Source organism: Pseudomonas sp. FW305-E2, assembly GCF_058782925.1.
On sequence record NZ_JBYSYE010000047.1, the window covers coordinates 17,605 to 36,492 of the forward strand.

Consider the following 18,888-nt stretch of genomic DNA (forward strand, 5'->3'; position numbering starts at 1 on the left):
TATGATCAAAACGCTTCGTCCCCTCGTTCTTGCCGGCCTGCTGTTGCCACTTGCCTTGCCCAGCCACGCCGCCGTCAATACCACCCTGCCTGCCAAAGTGCAGCAGGCGCTCAAGGCCAACAAGCTGCAGGACACAGCGCTGTCGCTGGTGATGCTGCCGCTGGATGGCCCCGGCACCCCGACCGTGTTCAATGCCGATGTGTCGGTGAACCCGGCCTCGACCATGAAACTGGTCACGACCTACGCCGCCCTCGAACTGCTTGGCCCGACCTTCCAGTGGAAAACCGAGTTCTACACCGACGGCACCCTGAGCAACGGTGTGCTTAACGGTAACCTGTACCTTAAAGGTGGCGGTGACCCCAAACTGAACATGGAAAAGCTGTGGCTGCTGATGCGTGACCTGCGCGCCAATGGCGTGCGCACCGTCACCGGTGACCTGGTGCTGGACCGCAGCCATTTCGTGCAACCCAACCTGCCGCAGTTCAACGACGACGGCGGTGATGATAACAAGCCGTTCCTGGTCAAGCCCGACTCGCTGCTGGTCAACCTCAAGGCCCTGCGCTTCGTGGCGCGCAATGATGGTGGCAAAGTCACCGTCGCAGTCGAGCCGCCGATTGCCAGTATCCGTATCGACAACCAGGTCAAGCCGGTAGCCTCAAAGAAATGCACCGGTGATGTGCGCTACAACCCGGTGCCCCAGGCCGACGGCATCAGTGTCACGGTCAGCGGCCAACTGGGTGACGGCTGCAACTCGCAAACCTACCTGTCGCTGCTCGACCATTCCACCTACGCCGCCGGTGCCGTGCGCGCAATCTGGAACGAACTGGGTGGCAACATCCAGGGTGGCGACCGCATCGAGAATGTGCCCAAGAGTGCTCGCCTGTTGGCCCGCGCCTTCTCGCCAGACCTGGTGGAAGTGATCCGCGACATCAACAAGTACAGCAACAACACCATGGCCCAGCAGCTGTTCCTGAGCCTTGGCGCGCAGTTCCGCACCGATGCCGATGGTGACGACGCCCGTGCTGCTCAGCGCGTGGTACGCCAATGGCTGGCGAAAAAAGGTATTACTGCGCCGCATCTGGTGATGGAAAACGGCTCTGGCCTGTCGCGTGCCGAACGGGTCAGTACCCGGGAAATGGCCGAGATGCTGAAAGCCGCCTGGAAGAGCCCTTACGCTGCCGAATTCATGAGCTCGATGCCGCTGGTGGGCATGGACGGCACGATGCGCAAGCGTCTCAAGCGCACCGCGATGACCGGTGAAGGGCACATCAAGACCGGCACACTGAACACTGTGCGGGCGATTGCCGGCTTCAGCCGCGACAGCAACGGCCATACCTGGGCGGTGGCGGCGATTCTCAACGACCCTAAACCGTGGGGTGCCTCGCAGGTGCTGGATCAGGTGTTGCTTGACCTGTATCGCCAGCCGAAGCTGGCTGGCAGTACAGCAGCTAATTGATTGGTTAGCCTGTATTGGCCTTTTCGCGGGTGAACCCGCTCCTACAGGGGTGAGCACGGCTTGCCAAACCTGTGCAACCTGTAGCGGTTTTCGCCGCGAAAGGCTCGGTACCGGCAACCGACAGCGCTTAGGCCGACTCCCCCTCCACCCGGTCCCGCCCGGCCTGTTTGGCCGCATACACGCCGGCGTCGGCGCGCAACAGCAAGGCATCGGCGCCTTCGCCCGACCGCCAACCCGCCACCCCAAAGCTTGCAGTCACCTGGCCCACGCCTTCCACCGGCACATTGCGCACCCCTTGCCACAACTCCAGCGCCAGCAACCGCGCCTGATCGACATCGCTGCCCGGGCAAAGCACCATGAACTCTTCCCCGCCCAAGCGGCAGAACACATCGGTACGCCGTAAACGCTGACCGATGCGCTGGCACAGGCTACGCAGCACCCGGTCGCCGACGGCATGGCCGAAGCGGTCGTTGATGCGCTTGAAGTGATCGATGTCGAGCATGATCACCGCCAGCGCCAAGCCATCGCGCTGGGCCCGTTCCAGTTCGATCTTGAGCCGCTCCTGGAAGTAGCGACGATTATGGATACCGGTCAGCGAGTCTGTGACCGACAGCGCCCGCAACTCTTCCTCCACGCCCTTCAGGTCGGAGATGTCAGTCAGGTAGCCATGCCACAGGGTGCAGCCCTGCTCGCCCACTTCCGGGGTCGCCTCGCCACGCACCCAGCGCAGTCCGGCCCGGGGCAGGCAGACCCGATACTCCTCGCGCCAGGGTGACAGGTGTTCGGCCGAATAGCGCACCGAGCGGCGCACGCGCTCCAGGTCATCGGGGTGGATACGTTCGAACACCCCCGAGGCATCCTCACGCAACTGCATCAGGTCGACCTCATAGATGTCATACAGGCCCATGCTGGCATATGGAAAACACGAATGGCCGTTGGCATCCAGGCGATATTGGTAGATACCGCCCGGCACCTCGGCACTGAGCTTTTCCAGCAACCGGTCACGCGCTGCCAACGCCTCATGCACCCGGCGCCGCTCGGTCACGTCAATGCAGATGGCCAGGTAGCCAACCCACAACCCCTGTTCGTCGAGCATGGCAGTCACCAGCATGTTGGCGACCAGCTGGCTGCCATCGGCCCGTAGCAAGGTCCACTCGCCAGGCTCGGCACCGTGCTCTTGCACCGTTTCAGCGAACATCGCCTGGCCGCCAGCAATGGCGCGGCCAAAACGCAGGGTCAAGGCCTGGGCACGCAGGTTCAGCTCCTCCGGCAGCACCAGGTCTTCAAGGCGCAAGCGGCCGATCGCTTCGCTGGCCGCGTAACCGAGCATGCGTTCGGCACCGGCGTTGAACGTGCTGACCACCCCCTTGAGGTTGGTGGCGATGATCGCCACCTGGGTCGCGGCATCCAGCACACTGCGCAGTTGGTTGTGGGTGCCACGCAACGACTGCTCGCTGACCTGCAACTCGGCCGTACGCTGAGCGACCAAGGCCAAGGCGCGCTGACGCTGGCTCAACAGGCTGTAGAGCAGCACGCTGAGCAACAGGCTCAACAGTCCGCCCAACAAACCGACCGCCAGCACTGCCGAGGAGCGGTTCGCCTGCACGAACGCCTGGCTCGGCTGAATGCTCAGCTGGAAATAGTGATCGGCCAGGCGCAACAACTGATTGCTGGCCAGGGCCAAGGGCGCGACCTGATTTTGCGAATCGAACATCACGACGGGGCCTTCTAACCCAGACGGGTCCGTGATGCGCACGACAAGGTTGTCATCAGTCGCTACCGGCCGACCGTCGCTGACCAGCTCGCGCATGCTCAGCAAGGCCACCACATAACCCGCTGCAGCACCGCGGGGGTCGGCATCGGAAAATACCGGCGCGACCATCAACAGGCCGCGCTCTGCCGAGTGGGTATCGAGCAGGGCCAATGGCTCGGACACCGCCATGCTGCCTGGCCCCAACGCCCGCGCCAAGGCCGCCTGAGGCTCGCTTCGGCCAGCGAGGTCCAGGCCGTAGGGCAACCCGGGCAGTTCGCCCGATTGGGTATAGAGTACCGGGAAGTAATGGTCGCGCTGCGACGCCGGGCGCCACTGGCCTTGCGCGTCCTTGTCCCGGATCACGTAGCCTGGGCCGGTATGGGCACTGGCCAGGCGCTCGAATTCGGCGCGTTGCGTAGCCTCGACGCGCGGCGCCCAGGCATAGGCCAGGGTGCGCTGCAGCAGTGGCCGGGCATAGCCGTCAAATTCGCGCGGGCTGATGTCGTTGGAAAAGCTGAAAAACCGCCGCAGCCCGTCCAGGCGCTGCTGCTGTTCGTCAAAGCGCTCGGCAATACGGCTGGCGCGCTCACTGGCCAGCAGCTCAAAGCGCTGGCGCAGCTGCTGTTTGTAGAAGGTGTGCGCGGCAAATGCCAAGGCGGCGGTCAACAAGCCGCCCGCCACCAGTGCAATCAGCGCCATCGCCCAGGCGGACGCCCTCTCTGTGCACAAGCCAAGCAACCGCGCACGCACGCCACACTTTGACATACACCCATCTCGTCACGTCAGCGTCCTGCGGATTATCTTGCCCTGCCCTCAGTTATAGCTATTGGCCATTAGCCGTGCAATGTACCTCGTCGCCTCAACGAAGCTGCAAACGCCAGGCGCGATGGATACGGTTATTACGCGCGAAGTCCGGGTCCAGGGTCTGCGCGCTGATTTCTTCCACCACGTAACGCGCCATCAGGTGCTCGTCCAGCTGGAACTTGCGGAAGTTGTTGGAGAAATACAGCACACCACCCGGCGCCAGACGGGCCATGGCCAGGTCCAACAGCTGAACATGGTCACGCTGCACGTCGAATACACCTTCCATGCGCTTGGAGTTGGAGAAGGTTGGCGGGTCGATGAAGATCAGGTCGTAGCTGTCACGGTTGCCTTCCAGCCAAGCCATTACATCGCTTTGCTCCAGGCGGTTGCGCTCGGAATAGCCATTGAGTGCCAGGTTACGCCGCGCCCAGTCCAGGTAGGTTTTTGACAGGTCGACGCTGGTGGTGCTGCGCGCACCGCCCTTGGCCGCGTGCACGGTGGCCGTGGCGGTGTAGCAGAACAGGTTGAGGAAGCGCTTGCCGGCAGCCTCACGCTGGATGCGCATACGCATCGGGCGGTGGTCGAGGAACAGCCCGGTATCCAGGTAGTCGGTGAGGTTGACCAGCAGCTTGACGCCACCTTCATTCACTTCCTGGAAGCGGCCCTCGGTAGCCTGACGTTCGTACTGGCGCGTGCCGCTTTGCCGCTCGCGACGTTTGAGCACTACACGCTGCGGCGAAATGCCCAACGCCTGCGGGATGGCCGCCAGTGCATCGAGCAGACGCGCCTGAGCCTTGTCCGGGTCGACCGAACGTGGCGCGGCGTATTCCTGCACGTGTACCCAGTCCTGGTACAGGTCGACCGCCAGGGCATATTCAGGCATGTCGGCATCGTACAGGCGGTAGCAGTCGATCTGCTCGCGACGGGCCCACTTGCCCAGTTGCTTGAGGTTCTTCTGCAGGCGGTTGGCAAACATCTGCGCCCCTTCCGACAGCCGCGCGGGCTCGCTGGCCTGCGGCACCTGCTGGCGGGCTTCGGTGCCTTCAGGCTGCGCTTCGCGGCGTTCACCGGTGACGAACTGGTCAGGCTGCACCTTGAACAGCAGCAGCTTGCATGGCAATGCGCCGTTCCAGAACGCGTACTGCTTGTGGCTACGAATGCCCATGCGCTTGCCCAGTTGCGGCGCACCCGTGAATACCGCTGCTTCCCAGCCCATGCAGGCCTGGCGCAGGCGCTCGCCCAGATTCTGGTAGAGGTACAGCAGGCTGGCTTCGTCACCCAGGCGCTCACCGTAGGGCGGGTTGCTGATGACCAGGCCTTTCTGGTTCTGGTCCGGGCGTGGCTCGAAGGTACTGACTTCGCCTTGGTAGATCTTCACCCAGTCGCCCAAGCCGGCACGCTCGACGTTGTTGCGGCCCGGCTGGATCAGCCGCGGGTCAGCCTCGTAGCCACGGATCCACAGCGGTGGCTTGGCCAGGCCGGCCTGCGCGCGCGCCTGCGCTTCGTCATGCACCTTGCGCCACAGCGCCGGCACATGGCCGAGCCAGGCACTGAAGCCCCAGCGTTCGCGCTTGAGGTTGGGGGCGATATCGGCGGCGATCATCGCGGCCTCGACCAGGAAGGTACCCACACCGCACATCGGGTCGGCCAGCGCACCACCTTCGGCAGCAATACGCGGCCAGCCAGCACGGATCAGCACCGCTGCCGCCAGGTTTTCCTTCAGCGGCGCGGCGCCTTGCTGCAGGCGGTAGCCACGCTGGTGCAGGCTGTGCCCGGACAGGTCGAGGGACAAAATGGCCTCGCCGCGGTCCAGGCGCAGGTGCACACGCACGTCTGGGTCGATCTTTTCCACGGACGGGCGCAGGCCTTCGCGGTTACGCAGCTTGTCGACGATCGCATCCTTGACCTTCAGCGCACCGAAGTGAGTATTGTCGATGCCTGAGCCATGGCCGCTGAACTCCACAGCCAGGGTGCCGTCGGCTGCCAGGTGGTCAGCCCAGTCGACCGCGTGCACGCCGTCGTAAAGGTCGTCGGCGTTCTTCATCGAGAAGCGCTTCAGCACCAGCAATACGCGGTTGGCCAGACGTGACCAGACACACAGGCGGTAAGCAGTTTCCATGTCGGCGGCGCCGCGAATGGCCGAGGTGTGCTCGCGCACCTCGTCAAGGCCGAGGCCCTTGGCCTCTTCGGCGAGCAGGCTTTCAAGGCCTTTGGGACAGGTGAGGTAAAGTTCGAAACGGTCCGACATGAGTATTCCAGCGCCTTGGGCTATTTGACTGACGGGGCGACGCATCGCCCCGCGATGTTTGCCCGTACACCTTTCCAGCAGGCGTGCGGGTGGCCCTCTGCGACACACAACGTGCTGCAGAAAAGCCGGGCCGCCTGACCGATCCGTGCTTGGCCCAGTGGCAAAGACAGCTTAGATCATCAGGCAGTACGCGTAATTCTGGCGATCTGCGGGCCAATGTGACCCTTCGTCGCATTTCAAATTATTTCTGTCATCCGCAAACAACGCTGGCGAAATGACGTCAAAGAACGGCAAACCCCGATCATTGCAGGGCTAAACACCAAATAAGGTTGAGTCGCATTTATTTACTTATCCCCTCACCCTTGGAAAGGTTACGTGCTTATGACAAATCGATCATTCACACCGTGACTCGCATTCGATAGAACTGGTCTCAGGCCGCTTCGCAACGAGGCGGCACTTTCAGCTCGCCACGCCGGCAGCGAGCGCAAACCGGCAGAACGACTCTGCCCGGCCTCGGAGAGGCCGACGGGACATTACAGTCAACAAGTGAGGGCAACACCCTATGAGAAGACTTAAGCGTGATCCGTTGGAAAGAGCATATTCACGTGGCTACCAATACGGGGTCACCGGCAAATCCCGCGAACTTTGCCCCTTCAATCTTCCTTCTGTTCGCCAAGCCTGGATCAACGGCTGGCGTGAAGGTCGCGGTGATAACTGGGACGGAATGACTGGCACCGCTGGCATCCATAGACTCAACGAAAATCACGCCGTTGGCTGAACGAGGACACTGAATTCGATTTACCATGCACGCCCCATCCGGGCGGCGGGCTAAGGCCCAGGGGCCCCTCGAAGGGGCCCTTTTTTATGCCTTGGCAAACCTCATCAGCTGTACCCACACTATCCCTGCAAGAGCGGGCTGGCCCGCGAATCGGCCCATCAGGTCACCGCGGCATTGCCGCGATAGCATCCACCGCTTCGCGAATCAGCGCCGGCCCTTTGTAGATGAAGCCCGAGTAAATCTGCACCAGGCTCGCCCCGGCCGCGATCTTCTCGGCAGCATGGCGGCCTTCGGTAATGCCACCGGCGGCAATGATCGGCAACTTGCCGCCCAGCTCACCTGCCAGCACCTTGACGATGTGGGTGCTCTTCTCCCGCACCGGTGCGCCCGACAGGCCGCCCGCCTCACCACCGTACGGCAGTGCTTCGACACCTTCACGCCCCAGCGTGGTGTTGGTGGCGATCACCGCATCCATACCCGACGCCATCAGCGCGGCGGCCACCAGCGCCGTTTCTTCGTCGCTCATGTCCGGTGCGATCTTGATTGCCAGGGGCACGCGCTTGCCATGTGTACCGGCCAGTTGCTCGCGTCGCTCGGCCAGGGCATCGAGCAACTGCTTGAGCGAGTCGCCGAACTGCAGGCTACGCAGGCCCGGGGTGTTGGGCGAGCTGACATTGACCGTGATGTAGCTGGCGGCGGTGTAGACCTTGTCCAGGCAGATCAGGTAGTCATCGACGGCACGTTCGACCGGGGTATCGAAGTTCTTGCCGATGTTGATGCCCAGCACCCCCTTGTAGCGCGAGGCGCGTACGCGGTCGAGCAGGTGATCAACGCCCAGGTTGTTGAAGCCCATGCGGTTGATGATGGCCGTGGCTTCCGGCAGGCGGAACAACCGTGGCTTGGGGTTGCCTGGCTGCGGACGCGGGGTGACAGTGCCGATTTCGACAAAGCCGAAGCCCAGCTGGGCGAAGCCGTCGATGGCCGCGCCGTTCTTGTCCAGGCCAGCTGCCAGCCCCACCGGGTTGGCGAAGTTCAAGCCCATGACCGAAACCGGCAATGACGCCGGTTGCTTGCACAGCATGCCGTTGAGGCCCATACGGCCACCGGCGCCGATCAGGTCCAGGGACAGGTCGTGGGAAGTTTCCGGGGAAAGCTTGAACAGCAGCTGGCGGGCCAGGGTATACATGGGCGGGCAAGGCTCAGGGTGAGTGAGGGGGCGATTATAGCCAGCGTGGGGCTGGCAGGACAGCAAATCGTGGAGCGCTTGGCACATCGGTTGCACCTGTTCAGCCCACAGCCTTATCAGTAAGGGCGAGGACTCTTGTGAACACTGTACCCCGAGCAACGCCCCTGGCCTGGGTCAACGGCAGCGACGCGCCAGAAAAAACCAGCCTGAACATCGGCTACATGGCCCTGACCGACTGCGCCTCGGTCGTGGTCGCCGCCACCCAGGGCTTCGCCCAGCAGCACGGCCTTACCCTCAACCTCAAGCGCCAGGGCTCGTGGGCCGGGCTGCGCGACAAGCTGGTCAGCGGCGAACTGGACGCCGCGCATTGCCTGTATGGCCTGGTCTACGCCGTGCACCTGGGCATTGGCGGCGTACCCGCCAGCGACATGGCCGTGCTCATGGGCCTGAACCAGAACGCCCAAGCTATCAACCTGTCCCCTGCCTTGCAGCGCAAGGGCGTGACCAACCCTGAGGCACTGGCGCGCCTGGTGCACCAGCATGGCGCGCGCCTGACGTTCGCCCAGACCTTCCCCACCGGCACCCACGCCATGTGGTTGTATTACTGGCTGGCCAGCCAGGGCATCCACCCGCTGCGCGACGTCGACAGCGTCGTGGTGCCACCGGCGCAGATGGCTGCACACCTCCAGGCCGGGCGCATTGACGGCTTCTGCGTTGGTGAGCCCTGGGCCGCCGACGCGGTGGCCAAAGGCCAAGGCTTCACCTTGGCCACCAGCCAGTCGATCTGGCCGGATCACCCGGAAAAGGTCCTGGCCTGCGCCCGCGTCTTTGCCGAGCAATACCCCAACAGCGCCCGCGCGTTGATCAAGGCGATCCTCACCGCCAGCCGGTTCATCGAACAAAGCCCGGAAAACCGCCGCAGCACCGCGCAACTGCTCAGCGCAAGTGCCTATCTGGACACCCCGCTGGACAGCATAGCCCCCCGCCTGCTCGGCCATTATGAGGATGGCCTGGGCAACCAGTGGCAAGACCCACACGCGCTGCGCCTGTTCGACCAAGGCCGGGCCAACCTGCCCTACCTGTCCGACGGTATGTGGTTCATGACCCAGTTCCGCCGCTGGGGCCTGCTGCGCGAGGACCCCGACTACCTCGGCGTGGCCCGGCAAGTCCAGCAACTGCAGTTGTACAGCGAGGCCGCACAGACCCTGGGCATCGCTTGCCCAGACCAACCGATGCGCAGCAGCCTGCTGATCGATGGTTCCCGCTGGGACGGCAGCGACCCCTTCGGCTATGCCCGCAGTTTCAGCTTGCATGCCTTGGGCGACTTGCCCGATGCCCGCGTCGGCGCGTGAGGGGGACGAACATGTTGCGCATCCTGCTGATCGACGACACCCAGAGCAAGCTCGGCCGCCTCAGGGCGGCGTTGAGTGAGGCCGGCTTCGAGATCATCGAAGCCCCAGACCTGACCATCGACCTGCCCGCCTGCGTCGAAACGGTGCGCCCGGACGTGGTGCTGATCGACACCGACTCACCAGACCGCGATGTAATGGAACAGGTAGTGCTGGTGAGCCGTGACCAGCCGCGGCCCATCGTGTTGTTCACCGACGAGCACGACCCCGGGATGATGCGTCAGGCGATCCAGGCCGGGGTCAGCGCTTATATCGTCGAGGGTATCCATGCTGCGCGGCTGCAGCCGATCCTGGACGTGGCCATGGCCCGCTTCGAGAGCGACCAGGCACTGAAGGCGCAGCTGCTGGCGCGCGACCAGCAACTGGCCGAACGCAAGCGCATCGAGCAAGCCAAGGGTTTGCTGATGAAGATGAAGGACTGCAACGAAGAGCAGGCCTATACCCTGATGCGTCGCCAGGCCATGAGCCGGCAGCAGAAGCTGATCCAGGTGGCCGAACAGATCATTGCCATGCATGAGATGCTCGGCTGATGCGCTGAAAATCTCAAGCCAGCCCCACCAGAAGTTGGCCCATCTCTTGCTCAACAAATCTCACCGGTAGCCAACGGCGGTTACCCCACTTGAATCCCGACAAAGACGTCGCTCTCCCCTCCACACACATGGAGCGGGTAGCGGCGTCTTTTTCGTTCCGTTGTACTACCGAGTGAGGTGTTCGATGAGTACCAGCTTCTGGAAATCCGGGCATGTGCCCACGCTGTTCGCCGCATTTCTGTATTTCGACCTCAGCTTCATGGTCTGGTACCTGCTGGGCCCGCTGGCGGTGCAGATTGCTGCCGACCTGCAACTGAGCGCACAACAGCGGGGCCTGATGGTGGCCACGCCGATCCTGGCCGGGGCAATCCTGCGCTTTGCCATGGGCGTTCTGGTCGACCGCCTGTCGCCCAAGACGGCTGGCCTGATCGGCCAGGTGGTGGTCATCGTCGCCCTCGCCGCAGCCTGGTACCTTGGCGTACACAGCTATGAACAGGCCCTGCTGCTCGGCGTGTTCCTGGGCTTTGCCGGTGCGTCCTTCGCCGTCTCGCTGCCGCTGGCCTCGCAGTGGTACCCGCCACAGCACCAGGGCAAGGCCATGGGCATCGCCGGCGCCGGCAACTCCGGCACGGTGTTCGCGGCCTTGCTGGCACCGGCACTGGCAGCGGGCTTTGGCTGGAACAATGTGTTCGGCTTTGCGCTGATCCCGCTGTCACTGGCGCTGGTGGTGTTCGCCCTGTTGGCGCGCAATGCCCCGCAACGGCCCAAGCCGAAAGCCATGGCCGACTACCTCAAGGCACTGGGCGACCGTGACAGCTGGTGGTTCATGTTTTTCTACAGCGTTACCTTCGGCGGTTTCATCGGCCTGGCCAGTGCCCTGCCCGGCTACTTCAGTGACCAATACGGCCTGAGCCCGGTCACCGCCGGCTACTACACCGCCGCTTGCGTGTTCGCCGGCAGCCTGATGCGCCCGCTCGGCGGCGCCCTGGCTGACCGTTTTGGCGGCATCCGCACCCTGCTGGGCATGTACGGCGTCGCCGCCATCTGCATTGCCGCCGTCGGCTTCAACCTGCCCTCTGCCGCGGCCGCACTGGCGCTGTTCGTCAGCGCCATGCTCGGCCTGGGTGCCGGCAATGGCGCCGTGTTCCAACTGGTGCCCCAACGCTTCCGCCAAGAGATCGGGGTAATGACCGGTCTGATCGGCATGGCCGGTGGCATCGGCGGCTTCCTGCTGGCGGCCGGGCTTGGCACCATCAAGCAGCACACTGGCGATTACCAACTGGGGCTGTGGCTGTTCGCCAGCCTGGGCCTGCTGGCCTGGTTCGGCCTGCACGGGGTAAAACAGCGCTGGCGCACCACCTGGGGCTCGGCTGCAGTCACTGCAGCGCGGGTCTGAGGCACGCCGATGAGCCTGCAACTGAGCTTTGCCCAGGCCAGCGCCACCGGGCCGCGCGCGGAAAACCAGGACGCCCTGCGCCTGGTGACGCCGGCACCAGAACTGGCCGCCAGCAAAGGCTACCTGTTCGCGCTGGCCGACGGCGTCAGCCAATGTGCCGACGGCGGCCTGGCGGCACGCGCCAGCCTGCAGGCACTGGCCCTGGATTACTACGCCACGCCGGCCACCTGGAGCGTGGCCCAGGCCCTCGACCGCCTGCTGCTGGCGCAAAACCGCTGGTTGCGCGCCCAGGGCAGCGGCCAGCCGTTGCTGACCACACTTAGCGCGCTGGTGTTGCGCGGCCGGCGCTTTACCTTGGCCCATGTAGGCGACTGCCGGGTGTACCGCTGGCACGAGGGGAACCTGCAATGCCTGAGCGAAGACCATGTCTGGGACCAACCGGGCATGCAGCATGTACTGAAACGGGCACTGGGCCTGGACCAGCACCTGCTGGTGGATTACCTGGAAGGCGAGCTGCAACCGGGTGAATGCTTCCTGCTGCTCAGCGACGGGGTCTGGGCCAGCCTGGGCGAACAGCACATCCAGGCCGTGCTGCGCGAGCAAACTGACCTGCAACTGGCCGCCGACACCCTGGTGGCCAGTGCGCACCTCAACGGCAGCAAGGACAACGCCAGCGCCTTGCTGGTGCAAGTCGATCAACTGGGCACGGCTAACCTGGGCGATACCCTGGCGCAACTGCAACAATGGCCAGTGCCCGGCCCGCTGCGCGAAGGCCAGGTGATCGACGGCTGGCAGGTCGAAACACTGCATGCGCACAGCCGCCAGTCCTTGCTGTACAAAGTGCGCGATAGCCAGAACCAGCCTTGGCTGCTCAAGACCCTGCCCACGGCACGCGAACAGGAACCGGGGGCGGCACAAGGGCTGTTGCTGGAAGAGTGGTTTCTGCGCCGCATCGCCGGCCGGCACTTCCCCGAGCTACACACCGCCAGTCAGCGTCAGCACCTGTACTACGTGATGCGCGAATATCCCGGCCGAAACCTGGCGGCGTTGCTGGCCGAACAAGGCCCGCTGCCCTTGCCGCAATGGCTGGAAGTCGCACGGCAACTGCTGCAGGCAGTCGGTGTGCTGCATCGGCGCAACTTGCTGCACCGCGATATCAAGCCAGACAACCTGCACCTGGGCCGTGATGGCCAGCTGCGCCTGCTGGACTTCGGCCTGGCTTATTGCCCGGGCCTGTCCGAAGACCCGCTGCACGAGCTGCCCGGCACGCCCTCGTACATCGCCCCGGAAGCATTCGAAGGCCACCCGCCCAGCCCGCGTCAGGACTTGTATGCAGTGGGCGTGACCCTGTACCACCTGCTGACCGGACACTACCCGTACGGCGAGGTAGAGGCCTTTCAGCGCCCGCGCTTCGGCCAGCCGGTCAACGCCGCGCGCTACCGACCCGACCTGCCGGAATGGCTGCAGCACAACCTGCTGCAGGCCGTGGCGAGCGACCCGGCGCAGCGCTTCGAAACCGCCGAACACTGGTTGCTGCTGCTCGAGCGCGGCGACCGCCAGGAACTGCCCAGCCGACCCCGGCCGCTGCTGGAGCGCGAGCCGCTGAAGGTGTGGCGCACCCTGGCCCTGTTGTCGTTGCTGATCAATTTGATACTGCTGTTCACCCTGCTCAAGGGCTGAACGCACCTTGCCGATGAGGAAACCCTGATGAATGCAAAAGTATGGCTGGTCGGTGCCGGCCCTGGTGACCCTGAACTGCTCACCCTCAAGGCAGTGCGTGCGTTGCAGCAAGCCGCCGTGGTCATGGTCGACGACCTCGTCAACCCGGCAGTGCTCGAGCATTGCCCGCAGGCCCGGGTAATGACCGTGGGCAAGCGCGGCGGCTGCCGCTCTACACCGCAAGCGTTCATTCAGCGCCTGATGCTGCGCCACGCGCGACAGGGCCGTTGCGTAGTGCGGCTCAAGGGCGGCGACCCTTGCATCTTCGGCCGTGGCGGTGAGGAGGCACTGTGGCTGCAGGGCCATGGCATCGAAGTGGAGGTGATCAATGGCATCACTGCCGGCCTTGCCGGGGCCACGCAGTGCGGGATCCCCCTGACTTCACGGGGCGTGAGCCGAGGGGTGACGCTGGTGACGGCGCACACCCAGGACGATAGCGAGCTGAACTGGGCGGCCTTGGCTCAGGGCGGGACAACGCTGGTGGTCTACATGGGGGTGGCGCGGCTGGAACAGGTGCGCCAGGGATTGCTGGCGGGGGGCATGGCGCCGGGAATGCCGGTGGCGATGATCGAAAATGCCTCGTTGCCGCAGCAGCGGGAGTGCAGAAGCGATGTGCAGGGAATGGAGGAAGCTGCGCGGGCGTTTGGCTTGCGTAGCCCGGCAATCCTGGTGATTGGAGAGGTGGTGGGAGAGCAACAGGCTGTGGGGCGGATCGCAATCGCAGGCTAACAGCAGGAACAGCCTTCGAGGCCGGTTAAACCCCAGGCAAAGAAAAACCCGGCCGAGGCCGGGTTTTTCATGAAGCTTCAAACCAATTACTTGGCCTGGGCTTCTACCTGAGCTTCAACGCGACGGTTGACAGCACGGCCTTCTTCGGTGGCGTTGTCAGCAACCGGACGGGTTTCGCCGTAGCCAACCGAGTCAACACGGCTGGATTCTACGCCGTACTGCTGGGTCAGCACTTGCTTGACAGCGTTGGCACGACGCTCGGACAGCTTCTGATTGTAAGCGTCTGGACCCACGGAGTCAGTGTGACCTTCAACCACGGTGGTGGTTTGTGGGTACTGCTTCATGAAGTCAGCCAGGTTTTTGATGTCGCCGTAGCTGTTAGGCTTGACGACCGACTTGTCGAAGTCGAACTTGACGTCCAGCTCAACGCGAACGACTTCGGCAACAGCCGGGCAGCCGTCGGCGTCAACGGTAACGTTGGCCGGGGTGTCTGGGCACTTGTCGACGTTGTCGCACACGCCGTCGTTGTCGGAGTCGGAGCAGACTTCAGCAACTGGAGCAGGAGCAGCTTCAGCTTGCTTCGGGCTACCGCCGAAGTTCAGGCCAACACCAACGCTCGGGGCCCACTCGGTGTCGCCCTGGTCGATGTTGTACTGAGCTTCTACGCCGGCACGGGCATAGAACATGTCGGTGATGTACCACTTGGCGCCAGCGCCAACGTTGGCGAAGGTGGAGTGGTCACGACCGCCACGGCCGGTCTGGCCCAGCGACTGGTGCGAGAAACCAGCGGAAACGTACGGACGGATGGCGTCGTACGGGTTGTTGAAGTGGTAAACGGCGTCCAGGGCGGTGTTCGAGCCCTTGATGTTCTTGCCGTCTTCGCCACGAGCGTTGTGCACTTCGTCGTAGCCCAGACGCAGCTCAACGTCGTCGGTCAGGAAGTAACCGATCGAGCCGCCGAACAGGTTGCCGTCGTTCTTGAAGTCGCGCTGGCTGTCGAAGAATTCTTTCTTGTAGAAGATTTCAGTCTCGACGGCGCCTTGACCTTGTGCCATAGCGCCAATCGAAGTGGCGGCTACAAGCGAACCAATGGCCAAGCCCAAGGTGTTTTTCAATTTCATCCGTTAAATCCCCATCTGGTGATAGTTAAGCAGTCCCACCACAAACAAGAGGGACAACTCGACGGCGAGTCTAGCAGAACTCGCCGGTTCGTTAGAGATATTTGCACGCCACTAAGTTTCATCAAGGCCGGCAAATTTCTCCCGAAGCTTGTCTAGCGCGCGCTTGTAACGCATTTTCGTCGCGCTCAGGCCCATGTGCATGATGTCGGCAATTTCCTGAAACTCCAGCTCTGCGACAAAACGCAGCACCAGAATTTCCCGGTCAATCGGGTTCACATGCACCAGCCACTTGTCCAGCCCGCCTTTTTCTTCCGGCTTTGGAGCCTTGTCCTCGGACGCCTCTTCAACAGGGTCCAGACTCAAGGCATCCATCAACCGACGTTTGCGACGCTCCTTGCGGTACTGGGTAATGCACTCGTTGTAGGTGATGCTGTAGAGCCAGGTCTTGAACTTCGACTTACCCTCGAAGTTTTTCAGCCCGTACAGCACTTTCAGCATCACTTCCTGACAGACATCGTCCGCGTCACGGTCGTTCCCCAGATAACGCGCACAGACGTTGAACAGGGTCCGTTGGTAGCGCCGCATGAGCTCTTCATAGGCGCGGGTAACGTGGTACAGCTCCTCATGCGAACGCGCCACCAACTCTTCGTCTGTGAGCTCGCGGGGGTCATAGCGCATGGGCGGCGAATGAACTTTATTCAAAACGGATCTGGCCGACAGTCAGGTCAATGTCGCCGCGCGACCCCGTGGGTCGAATTTCGCGGCGGCATACATTAACAGCTTTTGTGCGGTTAGCGGCTATTGACGCGCTGTTCAAGCAGCTCGCGGTTAGACAGCGACACCAGTTCGCCATCATCGGTCAACAGCGTCGTCTTCACCGTACCGATCTCCTCGATATGCCCTTCGACCTCTCCAATCCGCACCTGCTGGCCGACTTGGTACAGCTCGCGCACGTAGATGCCGGCCAGGATCTGCCCGGCAATTTCGCGACTGCCAAGGCCCATGGCCAAGGCAACGGCCAGACCAACGGTAATCAGCCCGATAACGATGACGTGGTTCAGCAGGTCGGTTTTCACTTCCAGCTGGCTGATGGCCACCGAGATGCTGATGATGATCACAAGGCCTTGGGTGATACGCCCCAGGCCTGCCGAGTATTCCAGGCCGATACCTTCGGCAGCGCCACGCACCAGGCCGTTGGCCACCTGCGCCAGCAGCACGCCGGCCAGCAGCACCAGGGCCGCGCCGAACACTTTGGGCAAGTACAGGGCGAGCATGTCGAGGGTTGCCGAAACCCGCTCCAGGCCCAGCGATTCGGCGGCCGAGACCAGGAAGATGAGCAGCACGAACCAATAGACGATCTTGCCGATCAGGGTCGAGATTGGCACCTGGATGCCGCCCCGACCGAGCATTTTGGTGAGGCCGGTACCGGCCATCAGGCGGTCCAGGCCAAATTTGGCCAACAGTTTGGACAGCAGCGTGTCGAGCAGCTTGGCCACCACGAAACCGAGCAGCACCACGACCAGCGCGCCGAACAGGTTGGGGATGAAGTTCGCTACCTTGGTCCAAAGGGCAGTCATCGCGGTGACCAGGCTCTGGGTCCAGAGATCGAGTTCCATATTCAATCGGCCTTATCTGCTTTGCTGCCGGGGGCAGCGTTGCGGGAAGAGTGTCGACGCACCGGCGCAACATGCGCCGAGCCATTGTTCACGGCAATCAGCAGCGCCTGGCTCCAACGGCCAAGCAGGCTGAACAGATCACCCGCGCCAACCTGGCGGTTGGCGGTTTTCAGCACGCGACCCAGGCAAGCGGCGTCGTCCCGGTCGTCCCGGTCATTGCCGGAGGGTGACGCCTTGAGCAGGTCGCGCAGGGATTCTTCAAACGGATCGTGCATGGGCACCTCGCGCAGTGTCAGCAAGAGACGAGACGGCCGGGCAACGGGTCACACATCCTGTTGGCACGAAGGTTTCAAATTGCACCGCTATACCCACCGCAACCGCCGGAACAGCCACCACTGCCCCACGGCCAACCCCAGCACGACGATGCAGGCGAACAGGAAGCCCAAAGGGTTTTCCGCCCCGGGGATGCCGCCGACATTGATGCCCAGCAGCCCGGTGACAAAGCTCATGGGCAGGAAGATGCAGGTGATGATGCCAAAGCGGTACATGGTGCGGTTCATCCGCTCGCTGCGCCGCCGGTCCTCGCTTTCCAGCACCAGCGCAGCGCGTTCGCGGGCCAGTTCCAGCTCTTCGAGGTAGCGGATCAGGCTGTTGTTGAGTTCATTCCAGTAATCGGCGTCGGCATTGGCGAACCAGCTCCATTTGCTGCGCGACAACTGCGCGTAGATTTCCCGTTGCGGGGCGAGAAAGCGGCGCAAGCCAGCGGCACGGCGGCGGATCTGCTGCAGGCTGCCCTGCTCCGGGGCATACCGCTCGTCGGATTCGACCTTTTCTTCCTCCAGGTCGACGAGCTCGGCCAGGTCGCTGACCAGGCCCTGGACCTTTTCGGTCAGCAACTCGCCCATCAACAGCAACAGTTCCGAGGCCGATTTCGGTCCCCTGCCCTGTTCCAGCAGCTGGAGAATCTCATCGCTGGCGCGCAACGGCCGCAGGCGCAGCGAGATGACCCGCTGCGCCTCGGCGAAGATGCGTACCGAAACCATGTCTTCGGGCTCGGCACCCGGGTTGAGGTTGACCCCCCGCAGGAACAGCAACAGCTGTTCGTCCGCCATGGGCAGCAGGCGCGGGCGGGTGTTTTCTTCCAGCAGCAGCTCGCAGGCGAACTCGCTCAGGCCGCTGTCGTGCAGCAGCCAGGAACGGGTTTGCGGATGGCTGCGGTCCCAGTGCAGCCACAGGCTCTGCTCCGGTTGCAACTGCAGGTCGTCCAGTTCGGTACGGGCAATCGAGCGCGCGCCGCCTTTGCCATCGAGCACCAGGGCATGCACCAGCCCCCACTGCGCGTTGTCTTCCTCGAACATCAAAGCTCCATCAGCGCGTGCGGCGCATTACTCCGGCATTTTCAGCGGGCTCGGCGAGACCAGCACGCCATTGTTGTCGGCATACACATACTCACCCGGGCGGAAGGTTACCCCGGCGAAGGTCACCACCACGTTGAGATCGCCAATACCGCGCTTGTCAGTCTTCATTGGGTGGCTGGCCAGGGCCTGCACGCCAACGTCGGTCTGAATCAGCACGTCGACATCACGCACACAGCCGTAGATCACCAAGCCTTCCCAACCGTTTTTTGCGGCTTTTTCGGCGAGCATGTCGCCGAGCAGCGCACGGCGCAGCGACCCCCCGCCATCGACCACCAGCACTTTGCCCTTGCCGTCGAGTTCGACCTGCTCCTTGACCAGCGAATTGTCCTCGAAACACTTGATGGTAACGATCTGGCCACCAAACGAATCGCGGCCACCGAAATTGCTGAACATCGGTTCCAGCACTTGTACCAGGTCCGGGTAGGCGTCACACAGGTCGGGCGTTACGTAATGCTGCATGGGAAGCTCCTGTCAGTCACAACGAAAGCGGGTATCGGCCAAGGCTACACCTTGGAGGCTGTCGCAGTCATCCGGGACCGGGCAGTCATTTGTATTCATCCTGTCTCGGCCCTTCCACGCGTGACCCGTTCCTGCACAAGAACGCGCCGTTATCCAGGTGTAGGAGCGGGTTTACCCGCGAATACGGTAGCGGCGGCAACGGTGAACGGCCGGTGGAAATTGGCCAGCAGGCCCGGCCCTTTCGCGGGTAAACCCGCTCCTACGAC

The 18,888-nt window shown here is 63.2% G+C and carries 16 protein-coding genes; 7 read left to right on the forward strand and 9 right to left on the reverse strand.

The genetic code is table 11. The annotated features are described in order from the left end of the window. Position 1: 1 nt before the first annotated feature. Complete coding sequence (dacB, locus tag AC3WLP_RS24130) at positions 2-1,456, forward strand: D-alanyl-D-alanine carboxypeptidase/D-alanyl-D-alanine endopeptidase (protein ID WP_004576444.1); 1,455 nt, start codon at positions 2-4, stop codon at positions 1,454-1,456. Positions 1,457-1,583: 127 nt separating this feature from the next. Here the strand turns inward: dacB and AC3WLP_RS24135 are convergent, their stop codons facing one another. Next, a complete protein-coding gene (locus tag AC3WLP_RS24135) occupies positions 1,584-3,974 on the reverse strand; it encodes a sensor domain-containing diguanylate cyclase (RefSeq protein WP_017147806.1) in 2,391 nt (796 codons plus the stop codon). Positions 3,975-4,068: 94 nt separating this feature from the next. After that, positions 4,069-6,261, reverse strand: coding sequence for a bifunctional 23S rRNA (guanine(2069)-N(7))-methyltransferase RlmK/23S rRNA (guanine(2445)-N(2))-methyltransferase RlmL (gene rlmKL / locus AC3WLP_RS24140; protein ID WP_012053184.1), 2,193 nt, complete (start codon positions 6,259-6,261; stop codon positions 4,069-4,071). Positions 6,262-6,823: 562 nt separating this feature from the next. On the opposite strand from rlmKL, the gene rmf reads away from it, so the two are divergent. Further along, positions 6,824-7,039: a ribosome modulation factor gene (gene rmf, locus AC3WLP_RS24145; protein WP_003248687.1), complete on the forward strand. Its 216-nt coding sequence runs from the start codon at positions 6,824-6,826 to the stop codon at positions 7,037-7,039. A gap of 163 nt (positions 7,040-7,202) precedes the next feature. On the opposite strand, the gene AC3WLP_RS24150 is transcribed toward rmf, so the two are convergent. Next, the gene (locus AC3WLP_RS24150) at positions 7,203-8,225 is read right to left on the reverse strand and encodes a quinone-dependent dihydroorotate dehydrogenase (protein ID WP_003248679.1); all 1,023 of its coding nucleotides are present in this window, start codon (positions 8,223-8,225) and stop codon (positions 7,203-7,205) included. A 137-nt stretch (positions 8,226-8,362) separates the two neighbouring features. Between AC3WLP_RS24150 and AC3WLP_RS24155 the strand changes: the two genes are divergently transcribed. The 5 genes from AC3WLP_RS24155 to cobA all read left to right on the forward strand — a co-directional run bounded on the left by AC3WLP_RS24155 (position 8,363) and on the right by cobA (position 14,008). Beyond that, positions 8,363-9,577 carry a CmpA/NrtA family ABC transporter substrate-binding protein gene (locus AC3WLP_RS24155; RefSeq protein ID WP_014753960.1) on the forward strand — a complete coding sequence of 405 codons (1,215 nt, stop codon included), beginning with the start codon at positions 8,363-8,365 and terminating at the stop codon, positions 9,575-9,577. Positions 9,578-9,588: 11 nt separating this feature from the next. Beyond that, positions 9,589-10,164, forward strand: coding sequence for an ANTAR domain-containing response regulator (locus AC3WLP_RS24160; RefSeq protein WP_003248677.1), 576 nt, complete (start codon positions 9,589-9,591; stop codon positions 10,162-10,164). Between the two features lie 184 nt (positions 10,165-10,348). Then, positions 10,349-11,560 carry a nitrate/nitrite transporter gene (locus AC3WLP_RS24165; RefSeq protein WP_088513643.1) on the forward strand — a complete coding sequence of 404 codons (1,212 nt, stop codon included), beginning with the start codon at positions 10,349-10,351 and terminating at the stop codon, positions 11,558-11,560. A gap of 9 nt (positions 11,561-11,569) precedes the next feature. Further along, positions 11,570-13,240 carry a bifunctional protein-serine/threonine kinase/phosphatase gene (locus AC3WLP_RS24170; protein WP_088513642.1) on the forward strand — a complete coding sequence of 557 codons (1,671 nt, stop codon included), beginning with the start codon at positions 11,570-11,572 and terminating at the stop codon, positions 13,238-13,240. 27 nt (positions 13,241-13,267) lie between these two features. Next, positions 13,268-14,008, forward strand: a complete 741-nt coding sequence (cobA, locus tag AC3WLP_RS24175) for a uroporphyrinogen-III C-methyltransferase (RefSeq protein ID WP_014753962.1) — start codon at positions 13,268-13,270, stop codon at positions 14,006-14,008. An 86-nt stretch (positions 14,009-14,094) separates the two neighbouring features. Here the strand turns inward: cobA and AC3WLP_RS24180 are convergent, their stop codons facing one another. The 6 genes from AC3WLP_RS24180 to rraA form a co-directional block, all read right to left on the reverse strand. Then, on the reverse strand, positions 14,095-15,129 hold the full coding sequence (locus AC3WLP_RS24180; protein ID WP_010953090.1) for an OmpA family protein: 1,035 nt from the start codon (positions 15,127-15,129) through the stop codon (positions 14,095-14,097). Positions 15,130-15,240: 111 nt separating this feature from the next. Then, positions 15,241-15,807, reverse strand: a complete 567-nt coding sequence (gene sigX, locus AC3WLP_RS24185) for an RNA polymerase sigma factor SigX (protein ID WP_003248665.1) — start codon at positions 15,805-15,807, stop codon at positions 15,241-15,243. 113 nt (positions 15,808-15,920) lie between these two features. Beyond that, a complete protein-coding gene (locus AC3WLP_RS24190; protein ID WP_003248659.1) occupies positions 15,921-16,745 on the reverse strand; it encodes a mechanosensitive ion channel family protein in 825 nt (274 codons plus the stop codon). Between the two features lie 2 nt (positions 16,746-16,747). Continuing rightward, positions 16,748-17,020, reverse strand: a complete 273-nt coding sequence (locus AC3WLP_RS24195; protein WP_003248657.1) for a hypothetical protein — start codon at positions 17,018-17,020, stop codon at positions 16,748-16,750. 87 nt (positions 17,021-17,107) lie between these two features. Next, a complete protein-coding gene (locus tag AC3WLP_RS24200; RefSeq protein ID WP_003248655.1) occupies positions 17,108-18,103 on the reverse strand; it encodes a zinc transporter ZntB in 996 nt (331 codons plus the stop codon). Between the two features lie 27 nt (positions 18,104-18,130). Beyond that, on the reverse strand, positions 18,131-18,622 hold the full coding sequence (rraA, locus tag AC3WLP_RS24205; RefSeq protein WP_003248652.1) for a ribonuclease E activity regulator RraA: 492 nt from the start codon (positions 18,620-18,622) through the stop codon (positions 18,131-18,133). Between the last annotated feature and the right edge of the window lie 266 nt (positions 18,623-18,888).

Excerpts from the sequence above, each read along its gene's own strand:
- dacB (WP_004576444.1), top strand. The coding sequence starts at position 2 with ATGATCAAAACGCTTCGTCCCCTCGTTCTTGCCGGCCTGCTGTTGCCA.
- AC3WLP_RS24135 (WP_017147806.1), bottom strand. The coding sequence starts at position 3,974 with ATGTCAAAGTGTGGCGTGCGTGCGCGGTTGCTTGGCTTGTGCACAGAG.
- rlmKL (WP_012053184.1), bottom strand. The coding sequence starts at position 6,261 with ATGTCGGACCGTTTCGAACTTTACCTCACCTGTCCCAAAGGCCTTGAA.
- rmf (WP_003248687.1), top strand. The coding sequence starts at position 6,824 with ATGAGAAGACTTAAGCGTGATCCGTTGGAAAGAGCATATTCACGTGGC.
- AC3WLP_RS24150 (WP_003248679.1), bottom strand. The coding sequence starts at position 8,225 with ATGTATACCCTGGCCCGCCAGCTGCTGTTCAAGCTTTCCCCGGAAACT.
- AC3WLP_RS24160 (WP_003248677.1), top strand. The coding sequence starts at position 9,589 with ATGTTGCGCATCCTGCTGATCGACGACACCCAGAGCAAGCTCGGCCGC.
- AC3WLP_RS24165 (WP_088513643.1), top strand. The coding sequence starts at position 10,349 with ATGAGTACCAGCTTCTGGAAATCCGGGCATGTGCCCACGCTGTTCGCC.
- AC3WLP_RS24170 (WP_088513642.1), top strand. The coding sequence starts at position 11,570 with ATGAGCCTGCAACTGAGCTTTGCCCAGGCCAGCGCCACCGGGCCGCGC.
- cobA (WP_014753962.1), top strand. The coding sequence starts at position 13,268 with ATGAATGCAAAAGTATGGCTGGTCGGTGCCGGCCCTGGTGACCCTGAA.
- AC3WLP_RS24180 (WP_010953090.1), bottom strand. The coding sequence starts at position 15,129 with ATGAAATTGAAAAACACCTTGGGCTTGGCCATTGGTTCGCTTGTAGCC.
- sigX (WP_003248665.1), bottom strand. The coding sequence starts at position 15,807 with ATGCGCTATGACCCCCGCGAGCTCACAGACGAAGAGTTGGTGGCGCGT.
- AC3WLP_RS24190 (WP_003248659.1), bottom strand. The coding sequence starts at position 16,745 with ATGGAACTCGATCTCTGGACCCAGAGCCTGGTCACCGCGATGACTGCC.
- AC3WLP_RS24195 (WP_003248657.1), bottom strand. The coding sequence starts at position 17,020 with ATGCACGATCCGTTTGAAGAATCCCTGCGCGACCTGCTCAAGGCGTCA.
- AC3WLP_RS24200 (WP_003248655.1), bottom strand. The coding sequence starts at position 18,103 with ATGTTCGAGGAAGACAACGCGCAGTGGGGGCTGGTGCATGCCCTGGTG.
- rraA (WP_003248652.1), bottom strand. The coding sequence starts at position 18,622 with ATGCAGCATTACGTAACGCCCGACCTGTGTGACGCCTACCCGGACCTG.